Consider the following 15,963-nt stretch of genomic DNA (forward strand, 5'->3'; position numbering starts at 1 on the left):
CTAGTGCAACTGACGATGTACCGTTTCGGTCAGATCGTTCAAAGAAAACGGTTTCGGCAGAAAGACCGAGTTCGGGATGCGGGTCTGGTTTTCGCCGAATGAATCCTCGGCATATCCCAAAACAAACACCACCCTGACATCGGGCCGGTCCTGCAAGGCCTGCCGCACCCAGCTGGGCCCGTCCATGCCGGGCATCAGCACATCGGTCACAAAAACATCCACGGCCACTCCGGGATCTTCCAGGGTTTTCAAAGCCGCCTCGGCGCAATCGGCCTCAAGCACGGTATAGCCGCGCAAACGCAGGGCGCGGCTGGCAAAGGCACGTACCGGCGCTTCGTCTTCGACCAGCAGAATCACGCCTTCGCCATGCTTGGGCTGTGTCGCCACCGCGACAACGGGCGCTGGCGCAGGTGCCATCGCTTCCACTTCGTAGACCGGGAACAACAGGGTAAAGGCGGTTCCCGACCCGACCACACTGTCCACAAAGATGAACCCGCCTGTCTGCTTTACGATCCCGTAGGCGGTTGACAGGCCAAGCCCGGTGCCCTCGCCCGTGCGCTTGGTGGTAAAGAACGGTTCGAATATTTTTTGCAACTTGTCCGCGGCGATCCCCGTTCCTTCGTCCGAAACCTTGACCGATACGTAAGAACCGACAGGAATATGGGCGCGCTCGCGTTCCACCATGTCTGGAAAGTGCACCCCTTCGGTTTCGATACGGATTTCACCGCCCGACGGCATCGCATCCCGTGCGTTTACCACAAGGTTCATCAGCACCTGTTCAAGCTGGCGCTTGTCGGCGCGGATGGATTGCAGAACCGGATCATGCGACAGCGTCAGAGTTATTTTTTCACCGACCAGCCGGTTCAGAAGATGGGTCAGGTCAGACAGGGTATCGCGCATATCCAGCACTTCGGGCCGCAAGGTCTGCTTGCGCGAAAACGCCAGCAACTGCCCGACAAGGGCAGCGGCCCGATTGGCATTCTGGTTGATCTGCACCAGATCGCTATATTCCGGATCCCCCTGATCATGCCGCAGCAACAACAGATCGCAATGCCCTGAAATCGCTTTTAAAAGGTTGTTGAAATCATGCGCCACACCGCCCGCCAGTTGCCCGATGGCCTGCATTTTCTGGCTTTGCACAAACTGCGCTTCCAGCGTTTTAAGCTCGGTTGCATCGCTTAGAACTGCGATCAGGGCGGTGCCTGTCGCCTCGACGCACCGGTTCAGCGTGACCTGAACGAACACCTCCCTGTCGCGCCGCGTAAGGCGCAAGAACTCGGATCGGGGGGTGGAATGCGCCTGCGCAGCTTCGGCAAGCCAGTCCGGGATCGCCCGCCCCAACCCTTCCATCACATCCGACAGCACGGTGTTTTCACCGATCTTGCCACCCAGAAGGGCCGTTGCCGTGGTGTTCGCCATCAGAATCTCGCCACCGGCCGCCACTTTGAGCAGGGGCACCGACAGATCCTGAAACATGGTCCAGTCCTGCGGATCGTGCTGAACCTGCATCGGCATCAGATACACTTCGCGCCGGCCGGCGCTGGCCGGCACTTCTGACACCAGCACATCCCTGGGGCCTTCTGCGGTCGTGATCCTGCTGGGCTGGCCGGATGTATAGGGCAGCGACACAAACAATCGGTCCAGCGATTTGACGCGGCTGCCGATCAGGTGACGCGCGGCTTCGTTCATGAACAAAACGGCGTCGGTACGTCCGACTGTGATCAATGGGATGGACAGGCTGTCCGCCCCGCGCCCCGTATTCGGACGTTCAAGTATATCCTCGATCCGCCACAGAAACATGCCCTGCCCCACACCGTGCACAGCCAGCCGGTAATGTCCCTGACGCGTTACCAGATCTTCTTTGGCCGACCCGACAGTTTCCGCCTTGGATTGCAGGCGGAACAAAACCGCGCTGGGGTTTGCAAAAACCGTGCGCAACACGCTGGCAAGCGTTTGCGACCCTAGGCTGTCCATTCTTTCGCGCGCCGCCGCGTTGCGCGACCGGATCACACCATCCGTGTCTGTCACGAAACTGGGCGCAGCATCTTTGGCAATGAAATCGGTCAGGATGCGATAGGCGGTTGCCTGCGCGTTTCTGTGATACAGCGCCAAACCAAGCAGCAGCGCCGTGATCGCCGCCAGAGTGCCCCCGGCCCCGACCAGCGGCAACAAGACCGGCCTGGGTGCCAGAAGAACACCGCCTGCCATGATCACCAGCGCCGTGGCGAACAGGATACTGCATTGGCGCACTGCCTGATCCGCAACACGTTGCAAACGCGCAAACACACCATCCGTAACGGGCCGGGCATGTTGTTCATCCGTCTGTGTCAGCACGCTGCGTCACTCCTGCCAGTTCGAATCGTGTCAGGGCATTACCGTCATCAACGGTTAATCCGCGCTTAACCGCTGCTTCGCGATCTCAATTTACTACCTTAAGTTGTTTAGATTTCAAATTACCCGCGCGTCAAGTGTGCGCTGTAAAATCCATCTCCGCCCTGGGACGGCAGAAATACCTGCTCAAAGGTGCACTTCCATTCCGGATTACGCGACAGGAACGCCTGAACACGGTCCTGGTTTTCAGACCGAAGGACGGAACAGGTGGCATAAGCCAGCGTTCCGTTCGGCGCCACAAGCGCCGCGGCATTTGAAAGAACATCGTCCTGCACACCATTCAGATCGTTCAGTTTTTCCGGCGTGAGGGTCCACTTTCCATCCGGCGAACGGCGCCACGCACCACTGCCCGAACAAGGCGCGTCGCAGAGCACAAGATCATAGGGGCCGTTCTGTGCCAGCTCATCGACTGTCAGCATACGCACGCCTGCTCCGGCCCGCACGGCGCGCAGCGGCAGGTCTTTCATCCGGCCCGGATCGATATCATAGGCAAAAAACCGGGCATTCACCCGCGCCGCCATCGCCAGTGTCTTGCCGCCGCCACCGGCACAGTAATCCAGAACGGTCTGATCATCGCGCAGGGGCAACGCAGCAACAACCGCCTGACTGGCCGCGTCCTGCAATTCAACGCAGCCGCTGGTATAGGCCGCCGAATTCCGGATTTTACGCGCCCCGTCGCACACGACCAGCACAGTCTCGGCCAGCCCGTGCGGCTGAACGCTTATGCCCTCTTCGGCAAGCCGGTCTATCGCCTCGGCCACCGATCCCATCGCCAGATTCACCCGCAGCATGACCGGCGCGCGTTCTGCCAGATGCATCGCCGTGTCTTCGGCGGCGTCGCCCAGAGACTCTTTGAACGACCGGACCAGCCAGTCCGGCAGGTTCCAGCGCTCGGAGTCTGATTGCGGTTCCTGGCCAGCGGCGCGTTCCGCATCATCAAGGGCGGGCGCACCATACCCATCGCCGGTAAACACGGTTTCGGGGTCTGCACCGGACGCGCGGACCTGCCCGATCATAAGGCCACGCCCGCTCATCCCGCCGCCCAGGGCGGCAAATGACAGCTTGCGCCGGATCGCATCAAAAACATGATCACGGATAGCGGCACGATCCTTTGATCCGGCAAACCGGCTGCGTCTGGCCCAGGACGTCAAAGCCTGTTCGGCAGGAACTCCGTTCAGAATCTCATCCAGAATGGTGACGGCCGCGGCGACGCGCGCAGAGGGTGTCATTGCCCGGTTTTCACATTATATTTGGCGCACAACATATTGTTCATAAACACTTATCCTATGCGGTAATTCGGGCTTTCGCGGGTGATCTGCACATCATGTACATGGCTTTCCTTGAGGCCCGCACCGGTGATCCGCACAAAGGTGCAGTTGCTGCGCATTTCTTCGATGGTGGCGCAACCGGTATATCCCATCGCCGCCCGCAAGCCGCCAACCAGTTGATGGATCACTGCATTGGCGCTGCCTTTATAGGGAACCTGCCCCTCGATCCCTTCGGGCACCAGTTTGTCACTGGCGGCATCCTTTTGAAAATACCGGTCCGCCGATCCGCGCGCCATCGCGCCAAGCGACCCCATTCCACGATAACTTTTAAAGCTACGCCCTTGATATAGAATGACTTCTCCGGGGCTTTCATCGGTGCCCGCAATCATCGATCCGACCATTGCACAGGACGCACCCGCCGCGATCGCCTTGGCAAAATCACCGGAAAACTTGATGCCGCCATCGGCAATCACCGGAATATCACCTGCAGCCGCGGCGCAATCCATGATCGCCGTCAGTTGCGGCACGCCGACACCGGCCACCATCCGCGTCGTACAGATTGATCCCGGCCCGATGCCCACCTTGATCGCATCCGCCCCGGCACCGATCAGCGCGCGGGTCGCCTCGCCCGTGGCGACATTTCCGGCGACAACCTGCACTTCGTTCGACAGCATCTTGGCCCGCTCCACCGCGCGTGCAACGCCTTCGGAATGGCCATGCGCGGTGTCGATCACGATCATATCCACACCGGCATCAACCAGCGCCTGAGACCGTTCAAAGCCCGCATCCCCAACCGTGCTGGCCGCAGCCACCCGCAAGCGGCCCAGTTCGTCCTTGCACGCTGTCGGGTTCAACACCGCCTGTTCTGTGTCTTTCAGGGTCAGCAGCCCCGTGAGAACGCCCTTGCCGTTCGTGATCAGCAGTTTTTCGATCCGGCGCGCCTTCATCAGGCTGATCGCCTCTTCGCGGTCGGCGGGTTCGTTCAGAACCGCCAGATTGTCGGTGGTCATCATCACGCTGACGGGCGTGGCATCATCGCTGGCAAAGCGCATGTCCCGGTTGGTCACGATGCCGACCACGCGCCCGGCATCGTCCACTACGGGAAACCCCGTCACGCTATAGCGCTCTTGCAGCGCTTTTGCATCGGCCAGCGTCTGATCAGCCCGCAGGGTGATCGGATTGTAGACAATGCCGGATTCAAACCGTTTCACGCGCCGGATTTCACGGGCCTGCGCTTCGATATCCAGGTTGCGATGCACCACGCCCATGCCGCCCGCCTGTGCCATGGCAATGGCCATGCGGCCTTCTGTGACGGTGTCCATCGCGCTGCTCAGCAACGGAATGTTCAAGGCAATCGCCTGCGTCACCCGCGTGCTGGTATTGGCCCCTGCAGGCAGGACCGAAGACGCCCCCGGCACCAGCAGAACATCATCAAAGGTAAGGGCCTCGCGAATCTCCATCACAACTCTCCATGGATAGCTCGTTTGGCGGCCACCCTATGACACGGATCGCACCTGCGTAAAAGAGGCCATGTATATATCTTGGGGATGATCCACATCCGTGCCCCAAGGGATCGCCATTTCAGGCGAATTTTCAAAAAATGCCGCGACCAAACCTGATTTTGCCGCAAGCCGCCTTTCTCTTGGCGCAAGGTCGCCTATTGTCTGGCCAACACTGGCAAAAGGACGACCCCGCGCATGAGCGATCCTCTGGTAATTTTTACGCCTTCGGGCAAACGTGGCAAGTTTCCCGTGGGTACGCCCATTCTGACGGCGGCGCGGCAGTTGGGCGTCGATCTGGACTCCGTTTGTGGCGGGCGTGGCATCTGTTCCAAATGTCAGATCACGCCCAGCTATGGCGAATTTTCCAAACATGGCGTCACCGTCAAGAACAACGCGCTTTCGGAATGGAACAGCGTCGAGGAACGCTATAAATCCAAACGCGGCCTGATCGAAGGGCGCCGCCTTGGCTGTCAGGCCACGGTGCAGGGTGACGTCGTGATCGATGTGCCACCGGAAAGCCAGGTGCACAAACAGGTCGTGCGCAAACGTGCCGAAGCGCGCCAGATCACGATGAACCCGTCAACAAAGCTTTATTATGTCGAAGTGGCCGAACCGGACATGCACGATCCGTCGGGCGATATGGAACGCCTGACCGACGCGCTGAAATCCCAGTGGGGTCTGGAAAACGTACATGCCGATCTGCATATCCTGCAGGTGATGCAACCGATCCTGCGCAAGGGGCAATGGAACGTCACCTGTGCCGTGCATCTGGGCGATCATGAGAACGCGCCGCGCATCATGCACATCTGGCCCGGGTATTACGAAGGGTCGGTTTACGGCCTTGCCGTTGATCTGGGATCGACAACCATCGCCGCGCATCTGTGCGATCTGCAATCGGGCGAGGTTGTCGCCTCTTCCGGCATCATGAACCCGCAGATCCGCTTTGGCGAAGATTTGATGAGCCGCGTGTCTTATTCGATGATGAACCCCAAGGGCGCGCAGGAGATGACAACAGCGGTGCGCGAGGGCATGAATGCCCTGTTCACACAGGTTGCCGCTGAGGCGGAAATTGACAAGGCGCTGATCGTGGATGCGGTGTTTGTCTGCAACCCCGTCATGCACCATCTGTTTCTGGGGATTGATCCGTTCGAACTGGGTCAGGCGCCTTTCGCGCTGGCAACATCCAATTCATTGCGGCTGCGCGCCGACGATCTGGATCTGAACATCCATCCTTCCGCGCGGGTCTACCTGCTGCCGTGTATCGCGGGCCATGTGGGCGCCGATGCGGCGGCTGTTGCGCTATCCGAAGCGCCCGACAAATCCAAGGAACTGCTGTTGGTTGTCGATGTGGGCACCAACGCCGAAATCCTGCTGGGCAACACCGAAAAGGTTCTGGCCTGTTCCTCGCCCACCGGCCCCGCCTTTGAGGGCGCGCAGATCAGTTCCGGCCAGCGCGCCGCCCCCGGTGCGATCGAGCGGGTCGAGATTGACCCCGTGACCAAGGAACCCCGCTTTCGCGTGATCGGTTCTGATATCTGGTCCGACGAAGACGGTTTCGAAGAAGCAATCGCAACGACCGGCGTCACCGGCATCTGCGGATCGGGCATTATCGAACTGGTCGCCGAAATGCGGATGGCAGGTGTTGTCGATGCCCCCGGCCTGATCGGATCGCCGGAACAAACTGGCACATCGCGCTGCTTTCTGGACGGGCGCACCTATTCCTATCTGGTCTATGACGCCACAGCCAAGGGCGGGCCGAAGATCACCGTAACAAACCGCGATATCCGCGAAATCCAGATGGCCAAGGCGGCGCTGTATTCCGGCGCGCGCCTGTTGATGGACAAATTCGGTGTCGACAAGGTGGATCGCGTGGTTCTGGCGGGCGCGTTCGGCGCCCATATCAGCCCCAAACACGCGATGGTGCTGGGCATGATCCCCGATGCGCCCCTGGACAAGGTCACATCGGCCGGCAACGCCGCCGGAACAGGCGCGCGGATCGCGCTTCTGAACACTGGTGCCCGCGCCGAAATCGAAGAAACCGTGCGCAATATTCACAAGATCGAAACCGCGATCGAACCCCGCTTTCAAGAGCATTTCGTGAACGCCAGCGCCATTCCGAATTCGGTGGAACCGTTTCCGATCCTGAATTCGATTGTCACCTTGCCCAATGCCACCTTCAACACGGGCGGCGGCGGAGCGGATGACGGGGCGACAGGCGGGCGGCGCAAACGGCGGCGGGGATAAACAGGGACAAAAAAGGCGGAACAAGTCTGGACTTCGGCGCGCGAAATGCCACGTTTGGCGTGTACCCGCGCCGCCTGTGCAGCGCCCCGATGTAGCAAAGGATATCCCGATGATCCGATTGTTCCGCTTTGCGCTGCTTGGCACGTGCCTTGCTGCCCTGCCTGCCTGTCTTGATGCCACGACACAGGACAACAGCGTGCCCTATTACCAACAGATCGAAGAACGTTCGAAATACGGCGAACGATAGGTCTATTTATAGGCGTCCAGCGCGCGGCATATCTGGGCATGCAAGGCGGCCGCCGCCTGCCCGATCGGTTTGTCCTTGGCCGTGATCACAGCCAGTTCGTGATCAATACGCGGGGCAAAGGGGCGCCATGTGACCCCGTCGTTCAACTTCGCCTTGCCATTGATCGGATCAATGATCGCAACATCATTGCCCGCAGCCACGATATTGCGCGCAATGGCAAAGAAATATCCGGACACCGTGCGCGTCACGGTCGTGCCGGTATCGGACAACATGCGTTCCAACTGCCGGTCAACCGTATGATCCCCTGTTACCCCGACGACAGATCGCCCCTGAAGCGCGCGCGGTGAAACAACATCAACTGCACTCAGCGGGTCGTTCCCCGACATGACGCACACGCATTCCAAGAGGTACACATCCGCGTTCAGCCCCGCGACCGGAACAGGCAGGTCAATCAGCCCGATATCGATCTGGCGCACCCCGACCCATGATGCGATCTGACGCGAACTGTGGACCCGCACTTCGATCCCGACGCCGGGGTTGTGTTTTTGATAATCCGCAACCAGCGCAGGCAGGAAATTGATCGCCAGCGCCCCGTTCGTTGCGATGCTGACCGTGCCCGTGGTGCCCGAACGGATTTCTTCGGCCCGTTGTGTCACACGCGAAATCGCCCGCAACCCTTGCGCCACTTCGCTGTGCAGCAACATTGCCTCGCCTGTGGGCGCAAAATATCCCCGCTCGCGATGAAACAGGCGAAAGCCCAGATCCGCCTCAAGATTGGACAGCGCGATACTGACGGCAGGCTGTGTCAGATTAAGCCGCTCAGCCGCGCGCGATACCGATCCTGCTTCCAGCAGGGCATCAAAGACTTCCAGATGTCTCAGTTTAAGTTGCACAAAGCACCCTGCCCATGGCTGATTCATTCATTTGTATAAGTAAATCGAAACTAAAGATAACAGATATTAAATTGATTTAATCAAGGGCGTTTCCTAGCGTCAAGAGACCGCGCGACCGGATTGATCTTTGCTGTTTTGCAACGGCCTGACCATCTGCGGGTGCGACTGCTTGGGGATGCCGTCAAAGATGACCACGTCGGAAACGCCTTTGTTGAAGAATTTCAAGGACACGTCCTACTGGCTGGACGGTCTGCCCCCTGCGCCATCGCTGCCCGATGTTCCGCTGGCCAGCGCCGATGTTGTGATCGTCGGGTCCGGTTACACGGGTCTGAATGCCGCGATCCAGACCGCGCGCGCCGGGCGCAGCACATTGGTGCTGGATGCCCAAGACCCCGGTTGGGGCTGCAGTACCCGCAATGGCGGCCAGATCAGCACTAGTATCAAGCCGTCGCTGGAAAAACTGACAAAGCGCTATGGGCCTGACCGCGCCCGCGCCATCCGCAAGGAAGGCGAAAACGCGCTGGAATGGATCGGCGATTTCATCGGCAGCGAAAACATCGATTGCCATTTTCGCCGCTGCGGGCGCTATCACGCGGCCCACACCCCGGCCCATTTCGAAGAAATCGCCCGCAACGCAGAAGACCTGCGCAAACATGAAGGCATTGAAACCCACGTGGTGCCGCGACAGGACCAGCGCAGCGAACTGGGATCGGATGTCTATTTCGGCGGCGTTGTCTTTGAACGGCACGCAGCGCTTGATCCCGCGCGTTATCACAGGGGTTTGCTGGATATTGCCGTCCGTGCCGGCGCGCATGTCACCGGCCACTGCGCCGTGAGCGACATTGCAAAGGACACAGGCGGATTTGTACTGACCACGTCCAAAGGCACCATCAAGGCGCGCGACGTGATCATTGCCACCAACGGCTACACCACCAGCCTGATGCCGTGGCTGCAACGCCGCATCATCCCGATTGGCAGCTACATCATCGCAACCGAACCCCTGCCCGGCGATCTGATGGACCGTCTTTTCCCGACCGACCGCATCGCCAGCGACACCTGCAAGGTGATCTATTATTATCGCCCCTCGCCGGATCGCACACGCATCCTGTTTGGCGGGCGGGTGTCGGCCACCGAAACCAACAACGCGGTCAGCGGCCCGAAACTTTACGCCGATATGTGTCGCATCTTTCCCGAACTGGCCGCCTACCGCGTCACCCATTCATGGTCGGGCAAGGTCGCGTATACCTTTGACGAACTGGCCCACACCGGCGTGCATGACGGGGTTCACTACGCGATGGGCTATTGCGGATCGGGGGTGTCGATGGCGAGCTATCTGGGCATGCGTCTGGGGCAAAAGATACTGGGCCTGCCCGAAGGGCGCACCGCAATCGACAACCTGCCCAATCCCACCCGACCGTTCTATCGCGGCAATCCGTGGTTTCTGCCCGCGACTGTGGCATGGTACCGTCGCAAGGACCGCGCCGAGTATCAGAAAGCGGCGGCATCCAATCAGAAATGACACCCCGGCGGCCTTTGCCAAAGCCGTCGGGCACGCAACCTGGCAACACCCAAACGCCAAAGAATATGGCGGATATCAACAAGGAGGATAATTATGAAGCTTTCAACTGGTCTGACGCTGGCGGCGTCCTTAATCGCCGTTCCGGCCCTTGCCCAAGACAAAACCGTCACCATCGCATCCTGGGGCGGTTCCTATCAGGAAGCACAAAGCAAGGCGCTGTTCGGCCCCGCATCCGAAGCCACCGGCATTGTGGTCAAGGAAGAAACCTATGGCGGGATGTCCGATGTCCGCCTGCAGGTGACATCCGGTGCTGTCACTCTTGATATTGTGGCCAGCGGATCGGGGTCTGCCGCGCGCGCCGGGGCCGAAGGATTGCTGGAAGAGCTGGATTATTCGATCATCGACGTTTCGGATTTCTATCCGACGCTCTATTCCAAGCACTGCGTCGGCGGTGATGTGTTTTCCACCGTTTATGCCTGGAACACCGACACTTACGGTGATGCCGGCCCGCAAAGCTGGGCCGATTTTTTCGATGTTGAAAAGTTCCCGGGCAAGCGCGCCTACCGTGCCAAGGTTGCCGGCGCACTTGAACCGGCATTGATGGCTGATGGTGTCGCCATGGAAGACGTCTATTCCGTGCTGGATTCAGAAGAAGGCATCGAACGCGCGCTGAACAAGATCCGCGAACTGAAACCCAATATCGATGTGTTCTGGACGTCGGGCGCGCAGCACGCGCAGTTGATGAAAGACGGCGAAGTCGACATGACAACCGGCTGGAACGGTCGCTTTGACAACGCCGCCAAGGACGGCGCGCAGGTGAAATACAGCTACAATCAGGCCTTGCTTGATTACGACTGTTTCGCGATCCCGCTGGGCGCACCGAACAAGGACACCGCGATGATGTTTCTGGCCGAAATTTCCAAGCCCGAATATCAGGCCAACCTGCCGCTTTACATAACCTACGGCCCCACAAACAAAGCGGCCTATGATCTGGGCAAGATCGATGCCGAAATGGTCGCCATGCTGCCTTCATCGCCTGACAACGCGGCGCTTCAACTGCCGGTCTCGCTGGATTGGTACGCGAAATGGGAAACCATCGCGGATGAAATGTATCAGGAAATGCTGACAGAATAATCCGCATCCCTTGACACCTTTTGCCATGGGCCGCCCGTGCGGCCCGTGGCCCCCTGACCAAAAGGACGAGATATTGGCCCAAACACCAAACGCCGCCCTTCCCATCACCGTGCGTCATGTCACCAAGACCTACGGCAAGGTCCATGCGCTGGATGATGTGTCTCTGGATGTCAAAAGCGGAGAGTTTCTGACCCTGCTGGGCCCGTCCGGATCGGGCAAGACCACGCTGCTGATGGTGCTGGCGGGCTTTACCCGCCCCGACCGTGGCAGCTTGAAATTCGGCGACACCGAAGTCATCCGTCTGGCACCGCATCTGCGTGATGTGGGCATGGTGTTCCAGAACTATGCCCTGTTTCCCCATATGACTGTCGCCGGCAATGTCGGCTATCCGCTGCGCCTGCGCAAAACGCCAAAGGCCGAACTGGATCAACGGGTCGAAAAGGCGCTGGAAACCGTGCAGTTGGGCGGCTTTGGCACCCGTAACATCGATCAGCTTTCCGGTGGCCAGAAACAGCGCGTCGCGCTGGCCCGTTCGATTGTATTTGAACCGCGCATTCTGCTGATGGACGAACCGCTGTCCGCGCTTGACAAGAAACTGCGCGACCGGATGCAGATCGAACTACGCCACCTGCACGAAAAACTGGGAATGACCACCGTCTATGTCACCCACGACCAGCGCGAGGCGCTGACCATGTCCGACCGGATTGCCGTGGTCAATCACGGACGCATAATGCAACTGGCCACCCCGCAGGATCTGTACGATCAGCCGGCCAACCGGTTTGTGGCGGATTTTATCGGCGATTCAACCTTTTTGCCGGTCACTCGAAACGGCAGCACTGTCACCCAAGGTGATACCGTTCTGAAAACAACCCGCCCGGTTCCCGAAACACCGACATTATCACTCATGCTGCGCCCCGAGCGGGTCCGGCTGGCGGCACAGACAGGCGGGGATGTGAACCTGTTCAAGGCATCCGTGTCCGAGGTGGTCTATCAGGGCGACAGCTATCTGATGTATGCAAATCTGGCGGACGGTACCGAAATCAGCCTGCGCGGCGCGATCCGCGATGGCACTGTGGATGGGTTGCCCGCCATTGGCGATCCCGTCACTCTGGCGCTTGATCCGGGCGATACCGTCATCATCGACGGCGCGGATGTATGACATGAGCGCAACCGATATCAACGCACACGGATTGCGCCGCGACGAAAAACTGGAACGGCTGAAACTGTTCGGTCTCAGTTCGCCCGCGCTGCTCTTGGTGATGGTCATTCTGGTCATTCCGGTCGGCTGGCTGTTCTATGTGTCCTTCATCGGCGCAAACGGGCAGTTTTCACTGGAAAACTACCAACGCATGATCGACCGCAAATCCTACGCGCGCATTTTCATAACCACGTTCCAGATCAGCCTGCTGACGACGGGCCTGTGCGTTCTGATCGGCTATCCGCTGGCCTATTTCATGTCACAGCTGCCCACCCGCATCGCAAACCTGTGCCTGATAACGGTGCTTTTGCCGTTCTGGACATCGCTGCTGGTGCGCACCTATGCGTGGCTGGTGTTGTTGCAGAAAAGGGGTCTGGTCAACGATTGGGCCATCAGTCTTGGCCTGTGGGACGAACCGATCAAGATCGTCCACAACATGACCGGTACGCTGATCGGGATGGTACACATCATGCTGCCGTTTCTGATCCTTCCGGTCTACAGCGCCATGCGCGCCATCGACACCGACCTGCTCAAGGCCGCATCGAACCTTGGTGCCAGTCCGCGCCGCGCGTTCTGGAGCGTATTCTTTCCGCTCTCTACGCCGGGCCTGTTTGCCGGGGCGCTGATGGTGTTTGTTCTGTGTCTTGGCTTTTTCGTGACCCCTGCGGTTCTGGGCGGTGGCAAGGTGATCATGGTGTCGATGAAGATCGTCTCCAACATCGAACTGTTCGTGAACTGGGGCGCGGCCAGTGCCTTGGGCGCTGTGCTTCTTGTTCTGACCGGCGGCGTGCTCTGGATCGCGTCCCGCTTCCTGAACCTTGAAAAGATGACGGGGGGCGGTCACTGATGCTGAACTGGCTGAAAAAACCCGCGTCGGATACACAGGTCACCCACGGGCAGCGGCTTTGGCTTTATATTTTCGCCATTATCACGATGCTGTTGCTGGTCACGCCCACGCTGATCGTGATCCCGATGTCGTTTTCGGATTCGCAGTATCTGGAATTTCCACCGGAAACATGGTCGACCCGCTGGTATCGCCACTATTTCGCATCCGATGCGTGGATGCAGGCCACCTACACATCGCTGAAAGTGGCGTTTCTGACGATGCTTGTGGCCACACCGATCGGTGTAGTCGCCGCCTATGGCCTGCATGCCAGCAACATCCGCTTTATCCGCGTTGCCTTTGTTCTGCTGATAACGCCGATGATGGTGCCCGTGGTCCTGATCGCCATCGGGGCGTTTTATGCCTATGTGAAACTGAACCTGCTTTATACTGTCACCGGCCTTGTGCTGGCGCACACCATTCTGGCCCTGCCCCTTGTGCTGATCGTCACGGGATCGGCGCTGAAAAGCTATGACATGAATCAGGAACTGGCATCGCGCAGTCTGGGCGCGCCAAGGTGGAAGGCGTTTCTGACTGTCACCCTGCCCCAGATCCGATTTGCCGTGGTCACCTCGGCGCTGCTGTCCTTTCTGACCTCGTTTGACGAAGTGGTGATTGCCATGTTCATTTCCGGGGGCGACAACGCCACCCTGACACGCAACATGTTCAACGCGCTGCGCGATCAGATCGATCCGACAATCGCGTCCATTTCGACCCTGATGATTGTGGTAACATCCGTGATGATGGTGCTGGCGCAGGTGTTCGGACGCAGCAAGACCGGGCGGTAGCGCGTTCCAATCCTTTGCCTTACTCGGTTCCGGGCGGCGCCATGGTCTCAAGCTGGCGCTTCAGCACATCAACCATCCTTTGAACCTCATCTGGATCAAGGCGGCCATGGTTTGTCAGAAATTGCGCGATATTTCTGTCTGAATATCGGCCAAGCAGCATGTCATCGCGCAGGATCAGGGTAGAGCGTGCCAATTCTTTCGCGTTGGTATGGCAGATTTTGCATTTTTGCTGAAAAACCCGCCCGGATTTCCAGATGCCGAACATATGCTCCATCAGAACCTCGGCTTCCACAACCGACAGGCCACCGTGACCCGCCGCCAGATAGTCCGAAACCGGTTTGCCGCTTTCTTTCCCGACAAGGGTGCCACTGGTCATCTTCGTGCTCTGGGAAACAAACTCGCCCGCATGGGGCGCGTGACATCCGGAACAGTTTTTCTCGTACACGCTATGGGGGTCGATCTCCTGTGCATGCGCCATGCCAACCCAACAGGTCAGTGCCAACATCCGGAATACAAAAAGCCATTTACGCACAACACACCATTCCATTTCGCCGATGGTCAGACCATCTGCGCCGCCCGACCCACAGCCTGCCATCCGCACAGCCCCTTTTTAGGCAGACCGGACCGCACGCGCATTGACTTCGGTTAATCAATTCGATGCCAACCTCTGGTCCGGTCCGCGCCGCCATTTTCACGACCCCAACCGAACAGAAACCCGAACTGCATGACATTTGAAGAAAACAGAGCACCTGTACCCGTCAGGGCGGTGTAACAAACTTGACAGGGAAGGTGGCGGTGCTGTCAGACCAATTCGAACCCGTCTCTACAAGGACAGCGACACTGCCCGTTAATTCGCACCGAGACCGCGCCACTCAGCCAGAGCGGCGGCACGGTTGAGTTTGAAATTCGTTCGAGTTGAAAGGCTGCGTTCCTGATTAAAGTGATTGTAGACGGAAGCGTGAACGGCGGCGAATTTCTGCAAACTTCGCATACGCCGGAAGCGAAGCATGGCCCGTTCTCGTCGTCGAAACGGCAGATGTGAATTTTCCACTCGGTTGTTCAGCCAGCGGCCGGTGTTTTGGCGGTGTTCCGCACCGATTTCTTTCAGCGCAGCGCCGTACGATGCCAGCCCGTCCGTCACAATCACTTCAGGATTGCCGTACTTGCGCATTGCTTTCTTTAGGAATTTCAACGCGGCCTTCTTGTCGCGCGTCTTTGTGACGTAGCTTTCCAGAACTTCGCCTTCATGATCGACAGCCCGCCATAGATAATGCTGCTCACCGTTGATTTTTACGAACATCTCATCCAAAAGCCAGCGCCAGCGACTGGATTTCATAGCCTCAATCCGGCGCTTTCTTATCTCGGCAGCGAACAACGGGCCAAACCGATGCCACCAATATCTCACCGATTCATGACTAACATCGATGCCGCGTTCGTGGAGCAAATCTTCCACATTGCGTAGCGACAGCGGGAAACGGACATAAAGCATTACCGCCAGGCGGATGATCTCACGGCTCGTTTTGAAATAGCGAAATGGGTCAGATTTGGTCATCCGGCAAAGCTACAAAACCGCCCTGCCCGCCTCAAGTGATTTTGCTCTGACAGAACCCACGTCGATGCCGCGTTCGTGGAGCAAATCTTCCACATTGCGCAGCGACAGCGGGAAACGGACGTACAGCATTACCGCCAGGCGGATTATCTCACGACTTGTTTTGAAATAGCGAAATGGGTCAGATTTTGTCATCTTCAGACGTTACGAAACCGTCCTGCCCGGCTCAAGTCAGTTTCTTCTGACAAAGCCAAACCATGCACTAACTTTCAATCTGGACCAATCAAGTGGGGCTGCTCAAGCGATAGCATTTGGCCTTTTTCATCCGTTAATTTTAATGGTTAACA

Annotated in this window: 13 protein-coding genes and 1 pseudogene; 7 read left to right on the forward strand and 7 right to left on the reverse strand. The window is 58.5% G+C overall.

What is annotated here, in order from left to right:
• The 3 genes from C1J05_RS10550 to guaB all read right to left on the reverse strand — a co-directional run bounded on the left by C1J05_RS10550 (nucleotide 1) and on the right by guaB (nucleotide 5,119).
• Complete coding sequence (locus tag C1J05_RS10550; RefSeq protein WP_114872260.1) at nucleotides 1–2,208, reverse strand: ATP-binding protein; 2,208 nt, start codon at nucleotides 2,206–2,208, stop codon at nucleotides 1–3.
• A 245-nt stretch (nucleotides 2,209–2,453) separates the two neighbouring features.
• Nucleotides 2,454–3,620 (reverse strand): RsmB/NOP family class I SAM-dependent RNA methyltransferase, encoded by a 1,167-nt coding sequence (locus C1J05_RS10555; protein ID WP_114870219.1) that lies wholly within the window; start codon nucleotides 3,618–3,620, stop codon nucleotides 2,454–2,456.
• Nucleotides 3,621–3,670: 50 nt separating this feature from the next.
• Nucleotides 3,671–5,119 carry an IMP dehydrogenase gene (guaB, locus tag C1J05_RS10560; protein WP_114870220.1) on the reverse strand — a complete coding sequence of 483 codons (1,449 nt, stop codon included), beginning with the start codon at nucleotides 5,117–5,119 and terminating at the stop codon, nucleotides 3,671–3,673.
• Nucleotides 5,120–5,356: 237 nt separating this feature from the next.
• Here guaB and C1J05_RS10565 point away from each other — a divergent pair, with 237 nt between their 5' ends.
• Both C1J05_RS10565 and C1J05_RS21410 read left to right on the forward strand, forming a co-directional pair.
• On the forward strand, nucleotides 5,357–7,405 hold the full coding sequence (locus tag C1J05_RS10565) for an ASKHA domain-containing protein (RefSeq protein ID WP_114870221.1): 2,049 nt from the start codon (nucleotides 5,357–5,359) through the stop codon (nucleotides 7,403–7,405).
• A 109-nt stretch (nucleotides 7,406–7,514) separates the two neighbouring features.
• Complete coding sequence (locus tag C1J05_RS21410) at nucleotides 7,515–7,652, forward strand: hypothetical protein (protein WP_162797993.1); 138 nt, start codon at nucleotides 7,515–7,517, stop codon at nucleotides 7,650–7,652.
• Between the two features lie 2 nt (nucleotides 7,653–7,654).
• On the opposite strand, the gene C1J05_RS10570 is transcribed toward C1J05_RS21410, so the two are convergent.
• Nucleotides 7,655–8,545 (reverse strand): LysR family transcriptional regulator, encoded by an 891-nt coding sequence (locus C1J05_RS10570; protein ID WP_254684768.1) that lies wholly within the window; start codon nucleotides 8,543–8,545, stop codon nucleotides 7,655–7,657.
• A gap of 187 nt (nucleotides 8,546–8,732) precedes the next feature.
• Here C1J05_RS10570 and C1J05_RS10575 point away from each other — a divergent pair, with 187 nt between their 5' ends.
• The 5 genes from C1J05_RS10575 to C1J05_RS10595 all read left to right on the forward strand — a co-directional run bounded on the left by C1J05_RS10575 (nucleotide 8,733) and on the right by C1J05_RS10595 (nucleotide 14,067).
• Entirely contained in the window at nucleotides 8,733–10,064 is a 1,332-nt protein-coding gene (locus C1J05_RS10575) for an NAD(P)/FAD-dependent oxidoreductase (protein ID WP_162797994.1), read from the forward strand.
• 93 nt (nucleotides 10,065–10,157) lie between these two features.
• A complete protein-coding gene (locus tag C1J05_RS10580) occupies nucleotides 10,158–11,198 on the forward strand; it encodes an ABC transporter substrate-binding protein (RefSeq protein WP_114870223.1) in 1,041 nt (346 codons plus the stop codon).
• Between the two features lie 73 nt (nucleotides 11,199–11,271).
• Nucleotides 11,272–12,357, forward strand: a complete 1,086-nt coding sequence (locus tag C1J05_RS10585) for an ABC transporter ATP-binding protein (RefSeq protein ID WP_254684769.1) — start codon at nucleotides 11,272–11,274, stop codon at nucleotides 12,355–12,357.
• Nucleotide 12,358: 1 nt separating this feature from the next.
• The gene (locus C1J05_RS10590) at nucleotides 12,359–13,243 is read left to right on the forward strand and encodes an ABC transporter permease (protein ID WP_114872262.1); all 885 of its coding nucleotides are present in this window, start codon (nucleotides 12,359–12,361) and stop codon (nucleotides 13,241–13,243) included.
• Nucleotides 13,243–14,067, forward strand: a complete 825-nt coding sequence (locus C1J05_RS10595) for an ABC transporter permease (protein WP_114870225.1) — start codon at nucleotides 13,243–13,245, stop codon at nucleotides 14,065–14,067. Before C1J05_RS10590 ends, C1J05_RS10595 begins: the two co-directional genes overlap by 1 nt.
• 19 nt (nucleotides 14,068–14,086) lie before the next feature.
• On the opposite strand, the gene C1J05_RS10600 is transcribed toward C1J05_RS10595, so the two are convergent.
• The 3 genes and pseudogenes from C1J05_RS10600 to C1J05_RS10610 form a co-directional block, all read right to left on the reverse strand.
• Nucleotides 14,087–14,662, reverse strand: coding sequence for a hypothetical protein (locus C1J05_RS10600; RefSeq protein ID WP_114870226.1), 576 nt, complete (start codon nucleotides 14,660–14,662; stop codon nucleotides 14,087–14,089).
• A 252-nt stretch (nucleotides 14,663–14,914) separates the two neighbouring features.
• Nucleotides 14,915–15,619 (reverse strand): IS6 family transposase, encoded by a 705-nt coding sequence (locus tag C1J05_RS10605; protein ID WP_114870227.1) that lies wholly within the window; start codon nucleotides 15,617–15,619, stop codon nucleotides 14,915–14,917.
• Between the two features lie 57 nt (nucleotides 15,620–15,676).
• Nucleotides 15,677–15,811 (reverse strand): annotated as a pseudogene (locus C1J05_RS10610) (IS6 family transposase); the annotation flags it as partial.
• Nucleotides 15,812–15,963 lie beyond the last annotated feature (152 nt).

It is taken from the genome of Sulfitobacter sp. JL08 (assembly GCF_003352045.1).
Taxonomy (GTDB): Bacteria; Pseudomonadota; Alphaproteobacteria; order Rhodobacterales; family Rhodobacteraceae; genus JL08.